At 64.9% G+C, this 21,112-nt stretch carries 20 protein-coding genes; 11 read left to right on the plus strand and 9 right to left on the minus strand.

Annotated features, from left to right (window positions below):
* Positions 1-11: 11 nt before the first annotated feature.
* The gene (locus tag IVA75_RS29340; protein WP_027565428.1) at positions 12-830 is read right to left on the minus strand and encodes a 3'(2'),5'-bisphosphate nucleotidase CysQ; all 819 of its coding nucleotides are present in this window, start codon (positions 828-830) and stop codon (positions 12-14) included.
* Positions 817-2,220, minus strand: coding sequence for a TldD/PmbA family protein (locus tag IVA75_RS29345; RefSeq protein WP_027565429.1), 1,404 nt, complete (start codon positions 2,218-2,220; stop codon positions 817-819). The genes IVA75_RS29340 and IVA75_RS29345 overlap by 14 nt, the downstream gene beginning before the upstream one ends.
* A 264-nt stretch (positions 2,221-2,484) precedes the next feature.
* Here IVA75_RS29345 and IVA75_RS29350 point away from each other — a divergent pair, with 264 nt between their 5' ends.
* Positions 2,485-3,003: a DUF6101 family protein gene (locus tag IVA75_RS29350; RefSeq protein ID WP_247284632.1), complete on the plus strand. Its 519-nt coding sequence runs from the start codon at positions 2,485-2,487 to the stop codon at positions 3,001-3,003.
* Here the strand turns inward: IVA75_RS29350 and ubiA are convergent.
* Positions 3,000-3,932: a 4-hydroxybenzoate octaprenyltransferase gene (ubiA, locus tag IVA75_RS29355; protein ID WP_247284633.1), complete on the minus strand. Its 933-nt coding sequence runs from the start codon at positions 3,930-3,932 to the stop codon at positions 3,000-3,002. The genes IVA75_RS29350 and ubiA overlap by 4 nt on opposite strands.
* Positions 3,929-4,588: a hypothetical protein gene (locus IVA75_RS29360; RefSeq protein ID WP_247284634.1), complete on the minus strand. Its 660-nt coding sequence runs from the start codon at positions 4,586-4,588 to the stop codon at positions 3,929-3,931. Before IVA75_RS29360 ends, ubiA begins: the two co-directional genes overlap by 4 nt.
* 209 nt (positions 4,589-4,797) lie before the next feature.
* On the opposite strand from IVA75_RS29360, the gene IVA75_RS29365 reads away from it, so the two are divergent.
* Entirely contained in the window at positions 4,798-5,550 is a 753-nt protein-coding gene (locus IVA75_RS29365) for a 16S rRNA (uracil(1498)-N(3))-methyltransferase (protein ID WP_247284635.1), read from the plus strand.
* Positions 5,551-5,559: 9 nt separating this feature from the next.
* Here the strand turns inward: IVA75_RS29365 and IVA75_RS29370 are convergent, their stop codons facing one another.
* A complete protein-coding gene (locus IVA75_RS29370) occupies positions 5,560-6,504 on the minus strand; it encodes a helix-turn-helix domain-containing protein (RefSeq protein WP_247284636.1) in 945 nt (314 codons plus the stop codon).
* 717 nt (positions 6,505-7,221) lie between these two features.
* On the opposite strand from IVA75_RS29370, the gene IVA75_RS29375 reads away from it, so the two are divergent.
* The 5 genes from IVA75_RS29375 (at position 7,222) to IVA75_RS29395 (ending at position 12,315) form a co-directional block, all read left to right on the plus strand.
* On the plus strand, positions 7,222-8,373 hold the full coding sequence (locus tag IVA75_RS29375) for an ATP phosphoribosyltransferase regulatory subunit (RefSeq protein ID WP_247284637.1): 1,152 nt from the start codon (positions 7,222-7,224) through the stop codon (positions 8,371-8,373).
* A 3-nt stretch (positions 8,374-8,376) separates the two neighbouring features.
* Entirely contained in the window at positions 8,377-9,354 is a 978-nt protein-coding gene (gene hisG / locus IVA75_RS29380; RefSeq protein WP_247284638.1) for an ATP phosphoribosyltransferase, read from the plus strand.
* Between the two features lie 100 nt (positions 9,355-9,454).
* Positions 9,455-10,501: a glycosyltransferase family 2 protein gene (locus IVA75_RS29385; protein WP_247284639.1), complete on the plus strand. Its 1,047-nt coding sequence runs from the start codon at positions 9,455-9,457 to the stop codon at positions 10,499-10,501.
* Positions 10,498-11,343, plus strand: coding sequence for a ChbG/HpnK family deacetylase (locus IVA75_RS29390; protein WP_247284640.1), 846 nt, complete (start codon positions 10,498-10,500; stop codon positions 11,341-11,343). Before IVA75_RS29385 ends, IVA75_RS29390 begins: the two co-directional genes overlap by 4 nt.
* A gap of 135 nt (positions 11,344-11,478) precedes the next feature.
* Positions 11,479-12,315, plus strand: coding sequence for a DUF2076 domain-containing protein (locus tag IVA75_RS29395; protein ID WP_027565439.1), 837 nt, complete (start codon positions 11,479-11,481; stop codon positions 12,313-12,315).
* 72 nt (positions 12,316-12,387) lie between these two features.
* Here the strand turns inward: IVA75_RS29395 and IVA75_RS29400 are convergent, their stop codons facing one another.
* Positions 12,388-13,188: a L,D-transpeptidase gene (locus IVA75_RS29400; RefSeq protein WP_247284641.1), complete on the minus strand. Its 801-nt coding sequence runs from the start codon at positions 13,186-13,188 to the stop codon at positions 12,388-12,390.
* 315 nt (positions 13,189-13,503) lie between these two features.
* On the opposite strand from IVA75_RS29400, the gene IVA75_RS29405 reads away from it, so the two are divergent.
* Positions 13,504-14,283 (plus strand): protein phosphatase CheZ, encoded by a 780-nt coding sequence (locus IVA75_RS29405; protein WP_007614982.1) that lies wholly within the window; start codon positions 13,504-13,506, stop codon positions 14,281-14,283.
* Between the two features lie 169 nt (positions 14,284-14,452).
* Here the strand turns inward: IVA75_RS29405 and IVA75_RS29410 are convergent, their stop codons facing one another.
* Complete coding sequence (locus IVA75_RS29410) at positions 14,453-14,974, minus strand: hypothetical protein (protein ID WP_007596953.1); 522 nt, start codon at positions 14,972-14,974, stop codon at positions 14,453-14,455.
* A 313-nt stretch (positions 14,975-15,287) separates the two neighbouring features.
* Between IVA75_RS29410 and IVA75_RS29415 the strand changes: the two genes are divergently transcribed.
* From IVA75_RS29415 to IVA75_RS29425, 3 genes are all read left to right on the plus strand, one after another.
* The gene (locus tag IVA75_RS29415; protein WP_007596954.1) at positions 15,288-15,584 is read left to right on the plus strand and encodes a co-chaperone GroES; all 297 of its coding nucleotides are present in this window, start codon (positions 15,288-15,290) and stop codon (positions 15,582-15,584) included.
* A 142-nt stretch (positions 15,585-15,726) separates the two neighbouring features.
* Complete coding sequence (groL, locus tag IVA75_RS29420; protein ID WP_027520435.1) at positions 15,727-17,358, plus strand: chaperonin GroEL; 1,632 nt, start codon at positions 15,727-15,729, stop codon at positions 17,356-17,358.
* 201 nt (positions 17,359-17,559) lie between these two features.
* Positions 17,560-18,771, plus strand: a complete 1,212-nt coding sequence (locus IVA75_RS29425) for a hypothetical protein (RefSeq protein ID WP_247284642.1) — start codon at positions 17,560-17,562, stop codon at positions 18,769-18,771.
* 127 nt (positions 18,772-18,898) lie between these two features.
* Here IVA75_RS29425 and IVA75_RS29430 read toward each other — a convergent pair whose 3' ends face one another.
* Both IVA75_RS29430 and IVA75_RS29435 read right to left on the minus strand, forming a co-directional pair.
* Complete coding sequence (locus IVA75_RS29430; RefSeq protein ID WP_027565442.1) at positions 18,899-19,297, minus strand: META domain-containing protein; 399 nt, start codon at positions 19,295-19,297, stop codon at positions 18,899-18,901.
* A 137-nt stretch (positions 19,298-19,434) separates the two neighbouring features.
* A complete protein-coding gene (locus IVA75_RS29435; RefSeq protein WP_027565443.1) occupies positions 19,435-21,099 on the minus strand; it encodes an L-lactate permease in 1,665 nt (554 codons plus the stop codon).
* Positions 21,100-21,112 lie beyond the last annotated feature (13 nt).

A 21,112-nucleotide genomic window follows, 5' to 3' on the forward strand; every position in this document is an offset into this window, starting at 1 on the left:
GAGAAAGCGCTTCACGGCAAGGGGCGGTTTCGAAAATGCGAGACAATGTTCGCATGACGATCGCGACCCGCTGCCACCAGCACCCCATGCGTGACTTGCCGGCGGTTATAGAGGATGGGATCTCCGGAGAGATCGCTCATCCTACCATCGGCTTCCTGCACGATCAAATCCGCCGCCGCAAGGTCCCAATCATGACTGTTGCCGCCCGCAAAAGCCGCATCCAGCGCGCCATGGGAGACCCGGCACAGACGCAGCGCGAGCGAACCGATTCGCGGATGCAGCTTGATCTCGCCCAGTGACGGCTTCAGGCGCTCAACAAGGGGCTTCGGACCCGCGACCCGCGAGAAGTCGAGCTCGGATCCCGCCGTCGCCCGCACCGGCACCTCATTGAGGGTCGTGCCCCGGCCGCGGGCGGCGAAGAAGAACTCATCGCTCGTCGGTGCGAACACCGCGGCCAGCACCGGCGAGGCGTCCTCGACCAGCGCGACGCTGACGCACCATTCGTCATGGCCGTTGAGGTAATTGCGGGTGCCGTCGATGGGATCGACGATCCAGGTCAGTCGCCGCGACAGCCGCACCTCGTCGTCGGCGCTCTCCTCCGACAGCCAGCCATAGTCGGGCGTTGCCGCGCGCAGGCGAGCTTCCAGGAGATCGTTGACGGCAATGTCGGCTTCCGAGACCGGCGAGGACGCGCCCTTGGTCCACTTCTTCAGCTCGGTGCGGAACATCGACTGCGCGAGTGCGCCCGCCTCCCGCACCGTGTCTTGCAGCAGCGCGGCGTCGCGCGTCAGGATGGCTTCGCCTGTTGCGTTCGCGTCAACGTCCGCCAAGCGTCAAACCCTCGATGCGCACCGTCGGCGCATTGACGCCGTAGCGGAACTCGAGATTGTTCGCCGGCTGCATCGACTTGAAGATCTCGAATAGATGGCCGGCGATCGTCACCTCGCTCACGGGATAAGTGAGTTCGCCGTTCTCGATCCAGAAGCCGGAGGCGCCGCGACTGTAATCGCCGGTGACGCCGTTGACGCCCGAGCCGATCAAATCGGTGACGTAGAAACCCTGCTTGATGTCGGAGATCAGCTCGGCCGGCGTCGGCGTGCCGGGTTCAAGGTGCAGATTATACGGCCCCGGCGACGGCGAGGAGGAGACGCCGCGATGGGCATGGCCGGTGGTGGTGAGACCGAGCTCACGCGCGGTGGCGCAATCGAGTAGCCAGGTCGTCAGCACGCCTTCGTCGATCAGCGCGATCTTCTTCACGGCGACGCCTTCGGCATCGAACGTCTGCGAGCGCAGGCCGCGTTTGCGCAGGGGATCGTCGATGATGCGGATGTTCTTGGCGAACAGCTGCTGGCCGAGCTTGTCCTTCAGGAAGCTGGTCTTGCGCGCGATCGAAGCACCATTGATGGCGCCGACGACATGACCGACCAGCGAGCCCGCGACGCGCGGATCGAACACCACAGGCACTTTGCAGGTCTCGACCTTGCGCGGATTGGCGCGCGCCACGGTGCGCTCGCCCGCGGAACGGCCGACGATCTCCGGCGACAGCAGATCGGCACCATGCGGCGCCGAGGTGAAATCGTAGTCGCGCTCCATGCCTGTGCCGTCGCCGACAATGGCGGTGGCGGAGATGCCCTGGCTGGAACGCAGATAAGAGCCGTGGAAGCCGGTACTGGTGACGAGCACCATGCCGCCCATGCCGGCGGAGGCCGAGGCGCCGCCGGATTTGGTCACGCCCTTCACACCGAGCGCCGCAGCCTCGGCTTCGAGCGCGCGGCGCTCGAGTTCCGAGGTCGCGGGCACGTCGGGGTCGAGCAGATCGAGATCGGGGAAGTCGCGCGCGAGCAGTGCGGGATCGGCAAGGCCGACATATTTGTCGTCGGGCGCGACACGCGCCATCGCAACCGCTCGCTCGGCAAGCTTGGTCACGGCATCGCCGCTGGCGTCGTTGGTCGAGACCACCGCCTGGCGCCGGCCGACCAGCACGCGCAAGCCGACATCGTCACCCTCGGAACGTTCGGATTCCTCGACCCGGCCGTCGCGGACCTCGACGCCTTGCGAGACGCCGCGCACGGCGACCGCATCGGCCGCATCCGCGCCGGCGCGCCTGGCAGCCTCCACCAGCCGCTGCGCGAGATCGGAGAGCGCAGACTGGTCGAACAGGTCGCGACCGGCTGTGGACGAATCCTTGGGCGAAAGCGTCGAGCTTGGTGAAGGGTTCACAAACGAAATCCTGTTGGGGCGGGCTGCGGGACCGGAACCCACAGATGTGCCCTGATCGCGCGGACTTCAAGCATTTTCAGCCCACCAAAAGCTCAGATTCGCAGCTTGCGCGCAACGTCTCGTCAATCATGCGTGCCAAGGTCTTGTCAATCATGAGCGGCGGTGAGGTTGGATTAACCAGCCTTTTTAAGCGGTTTCGGAAAGGCTCGCGCTAAGGTCCTCACATCGACCGGGAACATAATCCCGGCGGGGAGAACTAAAGCCGTGAGGCGTCAAACAGCAACAAGCGGGATCGCTCCCGCCGGGTCGAGCCGCTCCCTGCGGCTCGACCCCCTTTCCCTTCCGGTCCGCTTCGATGCGCATGATCCGCGCGCCGACGGTTATGTCCGGCAGATCGAGCTTCATCGCGAACGTGTCGTGCTGCGCCGTGCCGTCCGCGGCATGCAGATGGCGATCAACGTCCGCGTCAGCGACTTCATCGGCGTCGCGCTGCGCGGTAACGACGAGGCCCAGACCCTCGTCCTGGTGCATCGCGATCCCTCGCTCTCCATTCCGCTGCTGGTCAGCGCCGATGGCGACGAACTCGTTGAGGCCTGGGCGATCTGGAGCGAGCTGTTTGCGCTTCCGCAGCTCGACGAAGGCGCACGCAAACCCGCGCCACGCCGCCGCCGCGCCAACGCGATCTGCGACCGCCGTCCAAAATTTCTGATGCGCCGCCGCACCGGTGTCGCACGGGAATTGTCGGTGCATCGCGATGAGCGCGAGATCATCGCGCGGAGTTAAGCCGCCCGCATCACCGCGTCGACCAATAACCCCGCAAACAACAACAGCCCCGCATCGCGGTTCGAATAGAACAGGCGCTTGCAGAGTTCGCCGTCGCTGATATTCAGCCGCGCGATCTGCGAGGCCAGATGCACGGCGAAGGCTCCAAGACCGAGCCAGGCCGGCCAGCGCGCATCGCCCGACGCCAGCGCCACGCCGATCAGCAGCACCGCCAGGCCGTAGAACAGGATCAGCGCCTGGTGCGTATGCGCACCGAACAGGCGCGCGGTGGACTTGATGCCAATCAGCGCATCGTCCTCGGCGTCCTGATGCGCATAGATCGTGTCATAGCCGATCACCCAGGAAATCGCGCCGGCATAGAGCACGAGCGCGGTGACGTCGATGCGCCCGAAGGTGACGGCAAATCCCATCAAGGCGCCCCAGGAGAACGCGAGCCCAAGCACGATCTGCGGCCACCAGGTGATGCGCTTCATGAACGGGTAGATCGCGACGATCAGCAATGAGGCGATGCCGGTCAGGATCGCGAAGCGGTTGAACTGCAGCAACACCACGAGCCCGATCAGCGCCTGCGCGACCATGAAGGCCAGCGCCTGCTTCGCGCTCACCTGGCCCGACGGCAGCGGCCGCGAGCGGGTGCGCTCGACCTTGTCGTCGAGGTCACGGTCGGTGATGTCGTTCCAGGTACAGCCTGCCCCCCGCATCACGAAGGCGCCGATGAAGAACAGGACGATGGTGAGCGGCAGGCCGCGGACGTCATGCGCCATGCCGGCGGCGAGCGCCGCCGACCACCAGCACGGCATCAAGAGGAGCCAGGAGCCGATCGGACGATCGAAGCGGGACAAGCGCAGATAAGGCCGCGCCCATTGCGGTGCGCGCGTATCGACCCAGTTGCCGGTGGAATCGGCAACGCGGGCGGATGTGTCGCTCATCGGGTCAGGACGTTGCCGTTGAGTGTGTCGAAGGTGCTGCCGCCCTTCTTGCCCGCATTGGCCTCGGGCGCCGAGGCCGAACCCAGCACTTCGCTCAGCGACGGACCGGCCGGACCGCGCGGCTGGTTCTGCATCTGCTGCGCAACATTGCAGACCTTCGCCGCCATGGCCTCGGTGTTCTTGTGGCCGTCCTTCATCTGCGCGCCGACCTGCGCCGGAATCCCGCACTTCGAGGCGTTGGCCTCGATGTACTTGATCATCTTGGTCTCGGCCTGGCTGAAGTTGCGGATCAGCTTGCAGGCCTCGTCAGGCGGGGCGTGACGGTCGCTCGCGGCCTTGATCAGCTTGCCGCGCTTTTCGGCATCCTCGCGCAAAGGCATGAAGGCCTTCATGCAGTCCTCGCCGGGACCGGCTTGCGTCGGCGGGGCCGCGCTGAAGGCGCCGGCGCCACCGACGGGCGCGGCGCCGTTCACGGGGAAGGACGATTGCGGCGCGCCGCCGACGGAGGCGACGGGCGCCGACCCGTTCACGGGCGGAAACGCGGAACTGGTTGGGGCCTGGCCCGGCAGCGGCGCGGGGAAACCCTGCGCATAGGCACAAACGGCGCCCATCGTGACCATGGCGGCAGTGATCGGAACCATCAAATGACGGATCATCAAGGCAGTCTCTCCGGCAGGAGCTTGCGGGGTTCGGCGTCTTCCAATTGAAGCGCAACCAGCGTGCTCGCGATTTTACGATTCCCGCCGGCCCTTAACAACCCGTTGAATAGGGCAGGAGCGCGGCGCGCCGACGCACCATTTTGGCAAAATTTACCCCGAAAGTACTGCTTTCGGCTAAGAACGGCGCCAAATCGGACCTTTGAACCATGCCCTCCCACGATTTCCGCGGCCCCCGCCTGTTCGTCGATGCCCCCCTCGCCCAGGACGGCAGGATCGAGCTCGACCGCGACCAGAGCAATTATCTAGGCAATGTGCTGCGGCTTGCCGCCGGGGCCGAGGTCTTGGCGTTCAACGGCCGCGACGGCGAGTGGCAGGCCGCCATCGAAGGCCGCAAGCGGCCGGATGGTCTCGTCATCCTCCAGCAGACCCGGCCGCAGGACCGGCTGCCCGACCTCGCCTACGTCTTCGCCCCGCTCAAGCATGCCCGGCTCGACTACATGGTGCAGAAGGCCATCGAGATGGGGGCGGCCTCGCTTCAGCCGGTGCTGACCAGGTTCACCCAGGCTTCCCGCGTCAACACCGAGCGGATGCGCGCCAATGTCGTCGAGGCGGCCGAGCAATGCGGCATTCTCAGCATCGCCGCCGTTGCCGAGCCGATGCCGCTGGAGCGCTTCCTCAGCCAGCGCGCCGCGGGCCGCCTGCTGATCTTCTGCGACGAGGCGGCGGAGCTCGAAAACCCCATTCACGGCCTGCAAGGCGCAGACGCGGCGGCAGGCGTCGACGTGCTGATCGGCCCCGAAGGCGGCTTTGCCGATGAAGAGCGGGCGCTGCTGCTGCGGCAGCCGAAAATCCTGCGGCTGGCGCTGGGACCCCGGATCATGCGGGCCGACACGGCCGCAGTGGCCGCGCTGGCGCTGGTGCAGGCGGTGCTGGGCGACTGGGCTGGCGAACGCGGCTAAGGCACGTTGCTATTCGCCTCGTAGCGATCGGTTTAGGGTCTCCGAAGGCAACTCTCCGAAAGCCTCTCTGTAGCTCGCTGCGAACTCGCTGAGATGCCAGAAACCATGCGCAAGCGCACAGGACTTCACACTCCGGCCCGCTCGACCGGTGCGCAGTTGCTTGCGCACCGACCAGAGGCGTAAGACCCGGCTATAGCGATGTGGGCTCATGCCGCAGATGGCCTGTGTCGCACTCTGGAGAGTCCGGACCGACACGCCCGCCTGCTCCGCCAGTTCGGTCGTCTTGTGCCAGATCATCAGATCGCGCCGAATCAGTTTCTCCATATCAGCTACGATCCGGCGATAATGCTCGGCGGTGGATGAGACAGGTCCGCTTGCGACGCTGGACCAGATCGCCGCGTCCATCGTGCTGAGCAGTGACTGTTCGACAAATTTTTGCGAAGCTGGCTCGTTCAAGAAGTCTGGGTCATTTGCTGCGGTTTCAAGCGAGATCGAGATCAGACGGCGCAGCGAGGCAAGCACGTCCGGCGCCGGATTCAGCAAATGGCATCCATCGCCCAATTCAGGCAATGGCTCCCGCCCGGATGGACTGAAGTAGACCACTGCCAGCAGACGCCCCTCCGGCTCATGCACCAGGCAATCTGAATCACCTTTCAATACGAGGACAGAACCGCCCATCGATTGCCCGTTGATGCGGGCAGAGGTCACGTGATCCATCGGTACCGCCACTGCGGCAGCATTGGTGAACTGATAGCCTCGAATGATCCGGGGGAAGGTTTTCAACAGCGACAGGGTCAGGGTCGGCAAGGTGAGCCGGGCACGCATGATCGCTGTCACCCCGGCCGACAACGGCATGCTCGATGCGCCGGCGTATTTCTCGGTCTCGCCGAAATGATCGATGTCATACGAATTGAGCTCGAGCGCCGAGGACGGCTTGAGATCCTGGAACGACATCAAGCGATCCGCCGCTCTCTTTTGCATTCCCTCGCGAGCAGGGACTAGACGGCTTTGATCCATGTTCTGCTGCTTACTTGGCCTTCTTCTTGGAAACGGGCGATTTAGCGCCACGCAAATCATCCGGCCCGTTGACGCCGGCGCGCCGCAGTCGCGGAGCATTGAGATGGCATGAACGATCAGAAGGTCGAGTGGATCGAATTCGTCTTAGTGCCGGAACATGTCGCAGATCGAAAACAGCATATAGGCCAGCGTGTGTCGCGCGACCGGATACCATCGGTTGCGTTGCACATGAATCGGAAACCAACTCGCATTGTAAACGAAGGCTCTGCGAACGGATCGTCCCCCTACCCAAATTGAGTATGCAACCGGTGGAGCATTCTCAAACGGGCCGAGCAGCTCGCGGATGGGGCGCCCCAGGCGACCCATTCCTCGTGGAGGCGCCCGGAGACGTCCCTGGCCCGAAATGAATGGGGGTGAGGTGAGCCTCCCTACCTACCTGGGTCGATTGCAGCGGGATGAACAGGTGCTGTATTACCTAGTTGGCGCCGGACCTGATTAGGCCGCCGCCTCCTCTGATCACCGCGCCTCGCTCCGACGCTGTTAAGCGAATGATCCTTTGGAGGTCGAAACCGCTTTCGGGCCATGCTAAGGCCTGCGGCAATTCGCTCCCCTTGCTTGCCCTGCCCGGTTCCACCGGGACGATGGACCCCTGAGATGACCGCGACCGCCACCTCACATGCTGCCGGCTCCGCCGCCTGGGCGGATACGCTGCTGCTGTCGTTCGCGCAGGCCGGCTATGTCAGGGCCGAGCCCGCCATCCTGCAGCCGGCCGAACCGTTCCTGGATCTCTCCGGCGAGGACATCCGCAAGAGCCTGTACCTGACCACGGACCTCTCCGGCGAGGAACTGTGCCTGCGCCCGGACCTTACCATTCCGGTGGCCCGCGATTACCTCAGCTCTGGCCGTGCCGGCCAGCCGGCCGGGTTCAGCTATCTCGGCCCGGTGTTTCGCTACCGCAACGGCCAGAGCAGCGAATTCCTGCAGGCCGGCATCGAATCGTTCGGCCGTCTTGACCGCGCTGCGGCCGATGCCGAGATGCTGGCGCTGGCGCTGGAGGCGACCGCCGCGTTCGGCGTCCGCGACGTCGAGATCCGCACCGGCGACGTGGCGCTGTTCAACGCGCTGCTCGACGCGCTCGACCTCTATCCGGTCTGGCGCCGCCGCCTGGTCAAGGATTTCAACCGCAAGATCAGCCTGGAGCAGGATCTCGAGCGGCTGGCAGCCGCGACCACCGCGACCCGCAGCGAATATGAGGGCGTGCTCGCGGCGCTCGCCGGCTCCGACCGCAAGGCGGCACTCGCTTTCGTCACCGATCTGATGTCGATCGCCGGCACCACCAATGTCGGCGGCCGCACCACCGCCGAGATTGCCGACCGCTTCCTCGAGCAGTCGACGCTGAAGGGCGGCGCGCTGCCGCGCGAGGCCATCGCCGTGCTCAAGCGTTTCCTGTCGATATCGGGTAACCCCGACGACGCCGTCGCCGAGCTGCGCGCACTCACCAATGATGCAAAGCTCGACCTCAGTGCTGCGATCGACCAGTTCGAAAGCCGGGTCGGCTTCATGGCCGCGCGCGGCATCGATGTGAAGGGGACGCGGTTTTCGACCGCGTTCGGGCGCGGGCTCGACTACTACACCGGCTTCGAATTCGAGCTGCATCACCGCGGCAACGGCGCCGAGCCGCTGGTTGCCGGCGGCCGCTATGACGGGCTGATGACCCAGCTTGGATCGTCCGAGCCGATCCCGGCGGTCGGGTTCTCGGTCTGGGTGGATGCGCTGACCCGGATCGGCCGCAAGGTGGGAGCTTAAGTCATGAGCGCGCCATTCGTTCTGGCCGTTCCCTCCAAGGGCCGCCTGCAGGAAAACACCGAGGCCTTCTTCGCCCGCGCCGGGCTGAAGCTGTCGAAGGCGGGCGGCGCCCGCGACTATCGCGGCACGCTCGCGGGCCTCGACAATGTCGAGGTCGCCTATCTCTCGGCGAGCGAAATCGCCTCGCAACTGTCCCGCGGCTCGGCGCATCTCGGCGTCACCGGCGAGGATCTGGTGCGCGAGACGATCGCGGACGCCGACAAGCGCGTCTCCCTGATCGAAGGCCTCGGCTTCGGCTATGCCGACGTCGTCGTCGCGGTGCCGCAGGCGTGGATCGACGTCCGCACCATGGCCGACCTCGACGACGTCACCACCGGCTTCCGCGAGCAGCATCACATGCGCATGCGGGTCGCGACCAAGTTCATCAACCTCACCCGCGCCTTCTTCCAGAGCCAGGGCATCACCGATTACCGCATCGTCGAAAGCACGGGCGCGACCGAAGGCGCGCCGGCCGCCGGCAGCGCCGAGTTGATCGTCGACATCACCACGACCGGCGCGACCCTCGCCGCCAACGGATTGCGGGTGCTCGACGACGGCGTGATCCTGCGCAGCCAGGCCAATCTGGTCGCCTCAAGAGACGCCGATTGGTCGCCGAAGGCGCGGGAGACCGCGCGAATCATCCTCGATCACATCGCGGCGCGGGCGCGGGCCAACAAATACCGCGAAGTCCGCACCCGCTTCCGCCAGTGCGACGCGGCCATGCTCGCCGAGGCCCACGAGCGCTTCGGCGTCGAAGCCCCGTTCGGCGGACCGACCTCGTCGGGCATGCTCACGCTGCACTGCCCGCCGGGCCAGCTCTACGCACTCGCAAGCTTCCTGCGCGGGCATGGCGCCGAGACCGTCTCGGTGGTTTCGCTGGATTATGTTTTCGACCGGGAGAACCCGCTGTTCGCCAGGCTCGAGGCGTTCCTGCGGCAGTGAGCCCAAAGTTTGTTGAGCAATTCCGTTCAGCGTAGCGACAGCAAACGACAGCTACCATATGCTGTTGAGATGACCTTGAACGCCTCTGGAACCTTGATCGATGACGCTGGGCTCTGACGTTTCCGGCATGACGACCATCGCGGCAAGCACCGCCGCGAAGGGACTGTCGATTGTCGTCCCGCTCTACAACGAAGCGGCGGGCCTCGCCGCCCTGCACCAGCGCATCTGCGATCTCGCAAAGACCTTGCGTCAGCGCTATCGCTTGGCTTGCGAGGTCGTCTATGTCGACGACGGCAGCGCGGACGCGACGCTGTCGATCGCCCGCTCGCTGCCGGCCGACGCGGTCGACGTCCAGGTGGTGTCGCTGTCGCGCAATTTCGGCAAGGAGGCCGCGCTGATGGCCGGCCTCGACCATGCCCGGCTCGGCGCGGTGCTGTTCATGGACGGCGACGGCCAGCATCCGCCGTCGCTGGTCGAGCGACTGGTGCGGCACTGGATCGAGGACGGCTACGACGTCGTCTATACCGCCAAGGCGCATCGCGACAACGAACCGTTCCTGCGGCGGCTCGCCGGGCGCGGCTTCTATGCGCTGATCAATTGGGGCGCGCGCCAGAAGATTCCCGAAGACGCCGGCGACTTCCGCCTGCTGTCGCCGCGCGCGGTCGCAGCACTGAGGCAATTGCCGGAGCGCAACCGCTTCTTCAAGGGCCTTGCGAGCTGGATCGGCTTCCGCCAGATCCGCGTCGATTACGAGCCCGCGCCGCGCACCCATGGCGTGACAACCTTCAGCGCCGCGCGTCTGCTTGGTCTTTCGATCGAAGGCGTCACCTCGTTCTCGGTGGCGCCGTTGCGCTTCGCCAGCCTGCTCGGCGTGATCCTCGCCGGCGGAGCGTTCCTGTTCGGTCTGTCGATCCTGTGGGAGGTCTTGACCACCGGCAAGCAGGTGCCCGGCTATCCCTCACTCGTGATCGGCCTGATGACGATCGGCGGCGTGCAGCTCATCATGATCGGCATCGTCGGCGAATATATCGGCAAGATCCTCTCCGAGCTGAAGGCGCGCCCGATCTACTTCGTCGCCGAGCACAGTGAAAAGCATTTCGAGACCGACAAGGCTGACGACGCCTCGAAGAGGACGGCGGCCGAATGAACGCGGCCGCGCCGCCGCGGCGGATCTGGCTCTGCGCCGACGATTACGGCATCAGCCCGGGTGTCAATCGCGCCATCCACGACCTGATCGAACGCGGCCGTCTCAACGCCACCTCGGTGATGATGGTGGGACCTGCGGTCGAGCGCAGCGAGATCGAAGCCCTCCAGACGGCAGCGCAAGCGAGCCCGCGCTGCGCGATCGGATTGCACGTGACATTGTCGGCACCGTTCCGGCCGCTCACCATGCATTTCCGCCCACTCGACGGCGACATGTTTCTCCCGTTTCCGAAGCTGCTGCGCGCGGGTCTTGCGCGAAGGCTCGACCGCGAATTCTTTCGCAACGAGGTCAAGGCGCAGCTGGCAGCCTTCGCGAAAGCGTTCGGGCGCGCGCCTGACTTCGTCGACGGCCATCAGCATGTGCAGCTCTACCCGCAGGTGCGCGACGGCTTTATCGACGCAGTCGCCGAAGTCGCGCCAAAAGCCTGGGTGCGCCAAGGCGGCCGCGACCTGCCGCTGATGCAGCGGCTGGCTTCACCGAAAGCCATGGTGCTCGATATCCTCAGTGCGCAATTCCGCCGCCGTGCCGGCAGGGCGGGCCTCAGCTTCAATCTCGGCTTCGCCGGCGCCTATGATTTCACGCAGGCGGCCGATTTCGGCGAGCTGATGCGGCAATTTCTCGAAGGCCTGCCGGATGGCGGCCTCATCATGTGTCATCCCGGCTTCGTCGACGACATCCTCACCGGGCTCGACCCGATGACGGATGTCCGCGAACGCGAGCACGCCTATCTCGCCGGCGATGCCTTCGCGCGCCTGCTGACGGACAGCGGCGTCACGCTGGGATGAAACCGGCGACTGTTTGCGAAAAGCCGCCCGCGGGGCAGCTTGTCGCATACCGAAATTTAATCCAGCCGGCACTGTTGGGGCCACAATGGAACCCTACATCTGCCTCGCGCTTGTTTTGCGCGAGGGAGACTGACCATGACGCCGCAGGAACGCCAGCTCGTCGACGAGCTTTTCGACCGGCTTTCGAAACTGGAAAATGCACCGCGCGATCCCGACGCGATCGCCGCGATCTCCGACGGCCTGCGCAAGGCGCCTGGCGCGATCTATGCGCTGGTGCAGACCGTGCTGTTGCAAGACGAAGCGCTGAAGCGCGCCCATGCCCGTATCCAGGAGCTCGAGGCGGCGCAGGCGCCCGAACAGGCGCAGTCCGGCGGTTTCCTGGACACCATGCGCGATACGCTGTTCGGCGGGGGTCCGTCGCGCGGCTCGGTTCCGAACGTGCCGCCGCGTGACTCGCGGCCGGTGTGGAACAGCGGCCAGGCGATGCAGCAAAGCCAGCCCGGTTATGGCCAGCCGCCCTACGGGCAGGCTTACGGTCAAGGTCCAGGTCAGGGCCCCGGTCAGGGCTATGGCGCGCCGCCGGTCGGCGGTGGCGGCGGTTCGTTCCTCGGCACGGCGGCGGCAGCCGCGGCCGGCGTCGTTGGCGGCTCGCTGCTGCTCTCCAGCATCCGCGGCATGATGGGCGGATCGCATCAGCAGGCCTTCGGCGACACCAATGCCCTGGGCGACCGCAGCGCTGGTGGAAGTCCCTGGAGCGGCAGCGATCAGTCCGGCGGCTCGCTCGCGCGTGATGCCGGCCTCGACGACATCGGCTCGAACCGCGGTGATGCGTCCCGGCAGGGCTTCGCCGACCACGCTTCGAACGACGACCAGAACTACAACGATCAGAACGACAATGACGGCGGCAATGTCGACCTCGCCGACGACAGCGATTTCGGCGGCGGAGATGATGGCGGCAGCGATTACGCCTGACGCTTTTTATCCTTGCTCCAAACGAGAACGGCCGCCGATGAGGCGGCCGTTTTGGTGCCGAGCGCTATGCGCCTACATCACGACGACCTTGGTGCCGACATTGACGCGGCCGTAGAGATCGATGACGTCCTCGTTGCGCATGCGGATGCAGCCCGAGGAGACGTTGGTGCCGATGGTCCAGGGTTCGTTGGAGCCGTGGATACGGTAAAGCGTCGAGCCGAGATACATCGCGCGCGCGCCGAGCGGATTTTCCGGGCCGCCTTCCATGTGCCTGGGCAGATCGGGGCGGCGCGCGATCATTTCCGCCGGCGGCGTCCAGGCCGGCCATTCGCGCTTGGCCGTGATCGACTTCACGCCGGACCAGGTGAAGCCGGGACGGCCGACGCCGATGCCGTAGCGCATCGCCCGGCCGTTGCCCTCGACAAGATAGAGGAATTTGTTCGGCGTATCGACCACAATCGTGCCGGCGCCTTCATTGCCGCTATAGTCAACGAGTTGTTTCTCGAATCTCGGGTCGAACTGACGCTGCCGCGGATCGACCGCCTCCTGCTGAAGACCTGCGCCCTGCGTCTGCGGCTCACCCATCGGCGGCAGGCGGCGCTGGTCATAATAACCAGGCTGCTGCTGATACATCGGCTGCTGCGGAGCGTAGGCCGGACCGCGACCGGGCCCGTCACCGAACATGAACTCGATGAAGCCGCCGCCCATGTTCGCATTGGAGGCGACACGCACCGGCGCAGGCGGCACTTGCGGCTGATAGAGCACCGCGGGCGGATCGTTCGGCACGCTATTGTCGAAGGCGCTGGCGCTGTTGGCGCCGGCAATGAAGGTGCAAGCGCTGCCAAGCAGCGCGACAGACATTTTCTTGAACATCGACGTACTCTGTACTGTTTCGTCTAGATCACATGCGTCGTGGCAAGCTGACCGCTGATCCGCACCCGCGACGTGGTCAATAAAGAGCAAAAGCCGTTTTGTTTGGTAAACGGAAACGCCATTTCGATTCACCACGTCGTCGGCAGCGGTGCAATTTGGCGATCAGCGTTTATTTTCGATGAACGCCTTGCACGCATGGTTAATCGCCCGTTTGCAAGCCGTCGCGCACAACCGAGACGACAGTTCCGGCTGTGAACTTCGTGTTAAATCGCTTCTGCCTACAAAGACGCGTGAGTGAGGTGGGGGGAGTTCTTGATGGCTATTCACCGCAAACGTTTTCGTGTCGAGGAGGCTATTGTCGGCGAGATGCCCAGCCCCGAAATGATTGAGGAGGCTGCGCCGATGCATAGCGAGATCATGGCCGAGTTGCGTGCGATCCGTGCACAGATGGCGAAGGGCACCGCGCCCTTGTCCGGCAGCGCCGCCATGGCGGCGATCGACGCCTCCACTGCCCACGAGCTCTCCGAAGCCCGTACCATGCTCGATACTTACCGGGCGCAGATCGAGCAGTGCGAGAAGCTGAAGGTCGAGCTCGACCTCATCCACGACGCCATCGACCGCACCAAGCGCGAGATCGCGACACTGCACGGCAAGAGCTTCGACGGCGGCGAAATGGCCAAGGTCAATGGCGAGCTCGGCGCGGTCGTCGGCGGCACCGAACAGGCGACCCAGCAGATCCTCGAAGCCGCCGAGTCGATCGACCAGGCGGCCAGCGCGATGGCCAAGGTGCAATCGGCCGATCAGCAGAAGCGGCTGGCCGACGATATCCAGGAACGCGTCATCTCGATTTTCGAAGCCTGCAACTTCCAGGACCTGACCGGCCAGCGCATCAGCAAGGTCATGAGCACGATGAAGTTCATCGAGCAGCACATCAATTCCATGATGGAGATCTGGGGCGGCGTCGACGCGATCAAGTCCCACGTCGTGCCGCAGGTCGACACCCGCAGCGATGACGACAAGCTTCTCAACGGCCCGAAACTCGCCGGCGACGTCGGTCACGCCTCGCAGGACGACATCGACGCGCTGTTCGACTGAGCGGACGCGACACTCCGGAAAAACAAAACGCCGGCGCAAGCCGGCGTTTTTTTTGTTTTGGACGTCATTGCGAGCGAAGCGAAGCAATCCAGACTGTGTCCGCGGAGGCAGCCTGGTTGCTTCGTCGCTTCGCTCCTCGCAATGACGAGTGGCTAGGCCGGCGCCGCGACTACGCCCTCGGCGCGCAGCGGACGTAGACCATGTTGCCGTAGCGGGTGGCGGCGTCCTTGTCGATGAAGCGGGTGATGAGGACGCGGCCGTCGAAGGAGACGATCTCGCGGTCCTGCTCGCCGGGCGTCGGACCCGCCGGCCCGATATAGTTCTTGCCGCTCGGCGAACCCTTCAGCCGCAGCTCCTGCGGTGTTGCCTGGTCCGCCAGATGCATGATCACGCCGCCGGAGGAGCCGGCGGTGATCACATAAGGATTTTTGCATTGGGCCCGGGCGGCAGCCTCGGTGCGGGCGCGGTCGGCCGGGTTCTGGAACGAGGCGAGGCCCCAGCGCCCGACGATCTCGTCGGCGCGGATCGACGCGGGCATTTCCGGACCGGTGCCGGGCTCGGCCTCGGGGGGCGGTGAGGACGAAGAAAAGGACGGCAGGCTCATGCCGCCGCCGCAGGCGCCAAGCAGCAGCGCCAGGCAAGAAGCCGCCGCCAGATTGGCGACCGTGCGCGCGTGAGCTGAACTGATCATGGCATTCCCCCGGACAAAACCATGGCCGCACCCCTTCCGCAGCCAAGCGCAAAACCGCTGCCGGAGCAATGACGTCCTTTAATACGCCGGCGCCCCGAACAAGTTTCCAATGTCACCATCCTATATCCGTCTCACCAATCGCTTAACCACCTTTGCTTGACAGGATCGCGGCCAAGCCATATTCCCGGACGCACCATTAGCACTCTGAAAGATGGATTGCTAACGCGCGCCGATCGATCCTCGGGAAGGGTGGACGGCAGCGCCGCCCGCCCACTTTCACTCCTTCCGAAACGAGCCTCCAAAGGGAAACGTCATGACTAAATCCAAATTTCGTCCGCTGCATGACCGTGTCGTGGTCAAACGTATCGACGCCGAGTCAAAGACCAAGGGCGGCATCATCATTCCGGACACGGCCAAGGAAAAGCCGTCCCAGGGCGAAGTCGTCGCCGTCGGCCCCGGTGGCCGCGACGAGGCCGGCAAGCTGATCCCGATCGACCTCAAGGTCGGCGACCGTGTGCTGTTTGGCAAGTGGTCGGGCACCGAGGTCAAGATCGACAACGATGAGCTCCTGATCATGAAGGAGTCGGACATCATGGGCGTGATGGCCTAAGGCCAGACGCCTGAACGGCCGCTGAATGCATGCCCGGGTCACTCGATCCGGGCATGCATCATTCCGCCGGGTTCGATCGCGGCCCCGGAATGAGGCGGCCCAATAAGCAAGACACATCACGAAACAAGAGGAATTGCAGACCATGGCTGCCAAAGACGTCAAGTTTTCCGGAGACGCGCGCGATCGCATGCTGCGCGGCGTCGACATTCTCGCCAACGCCGTCAAGGTGACGCTCGGCCCGAAGGGCCGCAACGTGCTCATCGAGAAGTCGTTCGGCGCGCCCCGCATCACCAAGGACGGCGTCACCGTTGCCAAGGAGATCGAGCTCGAGGACAAGTTCGAGAACATGGGCGCCCAGATGGTGCGTGAGGTCGCCTCCAAGACCAACGACCTCGCCGGCGACGGCACCACCACCGCGACCGTGCTGGCCCAGTCCATCGTGCGCGAAGGCGCCAAGTCGGTTGCCGCCGGCATGAACCCGATGGACCTCAAGCGCGGCATCGACATCGCGGTCGCCGCCGTCGTCAAGGACATCGAGAAGCGCGCCAAGCCGGTCGCCGCCTCCTCCGAGGTCGCCCAGGTCGGCACCATCTCGGCCAACGGCGATGCCGCCATCGGCAAGATGATCGCGCAGGCGATGCAGAAGGTCGGCAACGAGGGCGTCATCACCGTCGAGGAGAACAAGTCGCTCGACACCGAGGTGGACATCGTCGAGGGCATGAAGTTCGACCGCGGCTATCTGTCACCCTACTTCGTCACCAACCCCGAGAAGATGACCGCCGAGCTCGAGGATGCCTACATCCTCCTGCACGAGAAGAAGCTGTCCGGCCTGCAGGCCATGCTGCCGGTGCTGGAAGCCGTGGTGCAGTCTGGCAAGCCGCTCGTCATCATCGCCGAGGACGTCGAGGGCGAGGCTCTGGCTACCCTGGTCGTCAACCGCCTCCGTGGCGGCCTGAAGGTCGCCGCCGTCAAGGCGCCGGGCTTCGGCGACCGACGCAAGGCCATGCTCGAGGACCTCGCGATCCTCACCGGTGGCCAGCTGATCTCCGAAGACCTCGGCATGAAGCTCGAAAACGTCACGGTGAAGATGCTTGGGCGCGCGGGCAAGGTGGTGATCGACAAGGAGAACACCACGATCGTCAAGGGCGCCGGCAAGAAGCCGGAGATCGAGGCCCGCGTCGGCCAGATCAAGGCCCAGATCGAGGAAACCACCTCGGATTACGACCGTGAGAAGCTCCAGGAGCGCCTCGCCAAGCTCGCAGGCGGCGTCGCGGTGATCCGCGTCGGCGGTGCCACCGAGATCGAGGTCAAGGAGAAGAAGGACCGCGTCGAGGACGCGCTCAACGCCACCCGCGCCGCGGTGCAGGAGGGCATCGTTCCCGGCGGCGGCGTCGCGCTGCTCCGCGCCAAGAAGGCGGTTGGCCGTCTCACCAACGCCAATGCCGACGTCCAGGCCGGCATCAACATCGTGCTGAAGGCGCTGGAAGCCCCGATCCGCCAGATCTCCGAGAACGCGGGCGTGGAAGGCTCGATCGTCGTCGGCAAGATCCTGGAGAACAAGTCCGAGACCTTCGGCTTCGACGCCCAGACCGAGGAGTATGTCGACATGGTCGAGAAGGGCATCATCGACCCCGCCAAGGTGGTGCGCACCGCGCTCCAGGACGCCGCCTCGATCGCCGGCCTGCTGGTGACCACCGAGGCCATGGTCGCCGAGTCGCCGAAGAAGGACGCCGCGCCCGGCATGCCGGCCGGTGGCGGCATGGGCGGCTTCTAAGACCGATCCTTAGCCCACAGTGTTGCGAAGGCCGCCTCCGGGCGGCCTTCTTTTTTGGCAATCATGGCCCGTGCTTTCCAATTCAACCGGCGGCCAAAACCCACTACGGTGACGCCCGATTCGAATTGTTTGGGCCTGATCTCAACGGAAAACCGCTTCACACTTTCCGGATCATGCCCCATTGCCCCGGGGATTTCGTCGATGCGCGCGCTTGTGTTTTGCTCCACGGCCGTTCTGGCGGCTCTGCTTGCAGGTTCGCCTGAGGTCGCCTCCGCCCAAATGAAGCTGGCGCCCAAGGCTACGGCGCCCGGCGGCGTCGAGACGCGCTATTTCACCTCGATCGACGGGTTGATGGACGGCAATGCCGATGTGATCCTGAAGGAGACACGCCAGGGCAAGACCGTCACCGCAGCCGTGCTCGACGTCTGCTATCCCGTCGCGAAGAATTCCGACCGCAAGGACCGCTTCGTCGTCAATCTCCAGGTCGTGGGCCAGAACCTGGCGGGTACGACGCAGAGCCTCGGCGCGAAGGCGCCGGTCACCGTCAAGCTGCTGCGCAAACAGGCCGGAGACACGTTCGAATTCCGCGGCCAGATCAGCATTGGCCAGGCCGTGACCGAGGTCACCTCGCCCGACAATTCCGATCTCAGCGAGAAGGAATTCCTCGACAACCAAACCTCCGACGACGGCATCACGCCGCAGCCGAAGGATTTCACCGACGTCTCGCCGGAAGCGATCGCGGTCAAGGTCAAGCTGGATGCCGCGACCGAGTTCCTGAAGAGCCTGAAGGGCCAGGACGTCGAGGTGACGCTGGCGAGCCTCACCGTCGGCTGCGACGCGTTGCGCGCGGGCGAGCAGACCATCAACATGTCGGTCGATCCGGAGCGCGCCGGTGCGCTGCTGGCAAAATTCAAGGCGACGCCCGGCGTCACCGCCGCGGGCTGGACCGCGGGCATGACCGAGATGGATCGCACCATCCGCATTCCCGCCGCCGACTGGCGCGAGGGCGACAAGATCAACCGCGACAAGCTCGCGGCCGCGGTGGCTGGCGTGCTGAGCAGGACGCTCGCGGCAAAGCCGGTCTCGCAAAGCTTCAACCCGGCGACCGGCAAGCTCAAGCTGGTGTTCAAGCGGCCGAACCAGGACTTTCCCGCGCTCGAGCTCACCGACACGATCGAGGTTGCGGGTCTCGTCTCGCCCGACAAGCCGGGCACGACCGACAAGCTCATGCTCTGGGTCGGGAGTCCCGCGACCACGACCACCGACGAGAGCAGCGGCGCCAAGCTCAATCTCTCGGACGAAGCGACCGCCGACGAGGAAGGCGATCAGCCCGACGACAACGGTTCGGTCGAGGCGCTCGCCAAGGAGCTGAAGGGCCAGCGCTGGGACGCCGACAAGTCGGTGTGGAAGTAGACGCAAACACCCCCTGTCAGTCATCGCCCGCGAAGGCGGGCGATCCAGTACTCCGAGACGGCCGTGGTTGAATCGATAGGCCGCGGCGTACTGGATTCCCCGCTTTCGCGGGGAATGACAGCGGTGGCTAATTTCCGTTGACGCGAAAACGCAGCGGCTTGGGGCCGACGAGCGTCAGCACGTCGCCCTGGCGCTTCCAGGTCTCGACGCTGCCGAGGGCTGCAACGAGATCGTCGTCGGCCTGGGCCCTTGCGGGCGGGCAGGAGCGGTCCTGGATCTGGCCGGGGACGAAGATCACGGTATTGCCGGCGACCGAGAACTGGCCCTTGCCGCCCTTGCACCAGAGCTCCAGCACGACCTCACCATTGTCGCCGATCTCGATGTTCGGAATCCGCTTCGAGCCCGGCTGCGGCAGCGCCTCCAGCGTCATCTCGGTGCCGAACGGAAAACCGTCCTCCGCACGCGCGAGCGTGGACATCGCGAGCATTGCAACCGCCGCACACACCATCTGCCTGAACGAAACCATGAAACCTCTCGACCGACCTGATTTGCGGCACCTTCTATAAGACGGCGGCGCCGTTGAGAAGGTTCGCGCATACGCGACGCAAAAATCCCCGCGGGGACGAATCCGCGGGGATTTGCTTCGAAGCGAATTGTGACCTGCTACTTCAGCACCATCGCCGTGAACGGCCAGACATAGGCCTGCAACGTCACGAACACGCCGACCAACGAGGCCAGCACGATCGAGTGCCAGAACACGAAGCGCAGGATCGTGCCTTCGTGCCCGTACCAATTCGTCGCAGTGGACGCGACCACGATCGACTGGGCGTCGATCATCTTGCCCATCACGCCGCCGGACGAGTTCGCCGCGGCCATCAGGATCGGCGACAGGCCAAGCTGCTCGGAGGTGATCTTCTGAAGATTTCCGAACAGCACGTTGGAAGCGGTATCCGATCCCGTCAGCGCCACGCCCAACCAGCCGAGCAGCGTGCCGAAGAAAGGATAGAGCACGCCGGTTGCAGCAAAGGCGAGGCCGAGCGTCGCGTCCACGCCGGAGAGCCGCGTCAGCGTGCCGATCGCGAGCATCGCCGAGATCGTGATCAGCGAGATCGCGCACAGCCGGATGGTGCGGCCGTACTGAATCACGAGCTTGCCGGGTCCGACGCCCATCAGGAAGCCGGAGATGATCGCGGCAATCAGCATGCCTGTGCCGGTGAACGAGAGATAGGTGAAGCCGAACACCGCACTCTCTTTCGTCGGCCCTGGTGCGACCGGCGGCATCTTGTTGATCATCTGATGCAGCTCGGGAACGGGGTAGTTCCAGGTGAAGATCGAGTTCGCCCAGGTCTTGAAGGCACCGTTGCCCCAGATCAGCATCACGATGCAGACGATGATCCAAGGCAGCAGCGCGCTGAACATCTCGCTCTGCGTGAGCGGCGTCTTGTCGAGCGGTTTTGCGGCCGCCATGGTGGAGGTCGATTCATCACGGCTGCGCAGCGCCGGCGACAGCCAGAGCTGCCTGGGCTGCCACACCTTCAGGAACAGGATCAGCGCGCCCATCGAGATCAGCGACGCACCGATGTCGACGATCCAGGGGTTGACGAAGTTCGAGATCACGAATTGCGGGACTGCGAACGACACGCCGGTGACGAGAATCGCCGGCCAGACGTCCTTCATGCCCTTCCAGCCCGCGAACGCCCACACCACCCAGAACGGCACGATCAGCGAGAAGATCGGCAACTGCCGTCCGACCATCGCGCCGAGGATGTAGGGATCGAGCCCGGTGACCGAAGCGAGGCCCTGGATCGGCGTACCCAGCGCGCCAAAGGCGACCGGTGCTGTGTTGGCGATCAGCGACAGGCCGGAGGCCGCGAGCGGCGAGAAGCCGAGGCCGATCAGGACGGCACCGGTGATCGCGACCGGGGTGCCGAAGCCCGAAGCACCCTCGAAGAAGGCGCCGAACGAGAACGCGATCAGCAGCAATTGCAGCCGCCGGTCCTCGGTGACGCCGCCGACCGCGCGCTTGAGCAATTCGAAGCGTCCAGTGGTCACCGTCACCTGGTAAAGGAAGATGACGTTGAGAACGATCCAGCCGATCGGAAAGAAACCGGTGACGATGCCCAGCACCGAAGCGCGGATCGACATGTTGGCCGGCATGGTGAAGACGAAGATCGTGATCAAATTGGCCACGATCACGGCGATGACCGCCGCGATATGAGCCTGGACGCGGCCGCTCGCGATCAGGACCAGCAATGTGACGACAGGGACTGCCGCCGCGATCGTCGACAGCACAGGGCTGTGCAACGGGTCATAAACTTGATTCCACATGATCTTCCTCCCC

The organism is Bradyrhizobium sp. 134 (assembly GCF_023074155.1).
GTDB lineage: Bacteria > Pseudomonadota > Alphaproteobacteria > Rhizobiales > Xanthobacteraceae > Bradyrhizobium.

Bases quoted from the DNA above. Each gene is read 5' to 3' on its own strand.
- ubiA (WP_247284633.1), bottom strand. From the start codon at position 3,932: ATGAGCGACACATCCGCCCGCGTTGCCGATTCCACCGGCAACTGGGTC.
- IVA75_RS29360 (WP_247284634.1), bottom strand. From the start codon at position 4,588: ATGATCCGTCATTTGATGGTTCCGATCACTGCCGCCATGGTCACGATG.
- IVA75_RS29365 (WP_247284635.1), top strand. From the start codon at position 4,798: ATGCCCTCCCACGATTTCCGCGGCCCCCGCCTGTTCGTCGATGCCCCC.
- IVA75_RS29370 (WP_247284636.1), bottom strand. From the start codon at position 6,504: ATGTCGTTCCAGGATCTCAAGCCGTCCTCGGCGCTCGAGCTCAATTCG.
- IVA75_RS29375 (WP_247284637.1), top strand. From the start codon at position 7,222: ATGACCGCGACCGCCACCTCACATGCTGCCGGCTCCGCCGCCTGGGCG.
- hisG (WP_247284638.1), top strand. From the start codon at position 8,377: ATGAGCGCGCCATTCGTTCTGGCCGTTCCCTCCAAGGGCCGCCTGCAG.
- IVA75_RS29385 (WP_247284639.1), top strand. From the start codon at position 9,455: ATGACGCTGGGCTCTGACGTTTCCGGCATGACGACCATCGCGGCAAGC.
- IVA75_RS29390 (WP_247284640.1), top strand. From the start codon at position 10,498: ATGAACGCGGCCGCGCCGCCGCGGCGGATCTGGCTCTGCGCCGACGAT.
- IVA75_RS29395 (WP_027565439.1), top strand. From the start codon at position 11,479: ATGACGCCGCAGGAACGCCAGCTCGTCGACGAGCTTTTCGACCGGCTT.
- IVA75_RS29400 (WP_247284641.1), bottom strand. From the start codon at position 13,188: ATGTTCAAGAAAATGTCTGTCGCGCTGCTTGGCAGCGCTTGCACCTTC.
- IVA75_RS29405 (WP_007614982.1), top strand. From the start codon at position 13,504: ATGGCTATTCACCGCAAACGTTTTCGTGTCGAGGAGGCTATTGTCGGC.
- IVA75_RS29410 (WP_007596953.1), bottom strand. From the start codon at position 14,974: ATGATCAGTTCAGCTCACGCGCGCACGGTCGCCAATCTGGCGGCGGCT.
- IVA75_RS29415 (WP_007596954.1), top strand. From the start codon at position 15,288: ATGACTAAATCCAAATTTCGTCCGCTGCATGACCGTGTCGTGGTCAAA.
- groL (WP_027520435.1), top strand. From the start codon at position 15,727: ATGGCTGCCAAAGACGTCAAGTTTTCCGGAGACGCGCGCGATCGCATG.
- IVA75_RS29425 (WP_247284642.1), top strand. From the start codon at position 17,560: ATGCGCGCGCTTGTGTTTTGCTCCACGGCCGTTCTGGCGGCTCTGCTT.
- IVA75_RS29430 (WP_027565442.1), bottom strand. From the start codon at position 19,297: ATGGTTTCGTTCAGGCAGATGGTGTGTGCGGCGGTTGCAATGCTCGCG.
- IVA75_RS29435 (WP_027565443.1), bottom strand. From the start codon at position 21,099: ATGTGGAATCAAGTTTATGACCCGTTGCACAGCCCTGTGCTGTCGACG.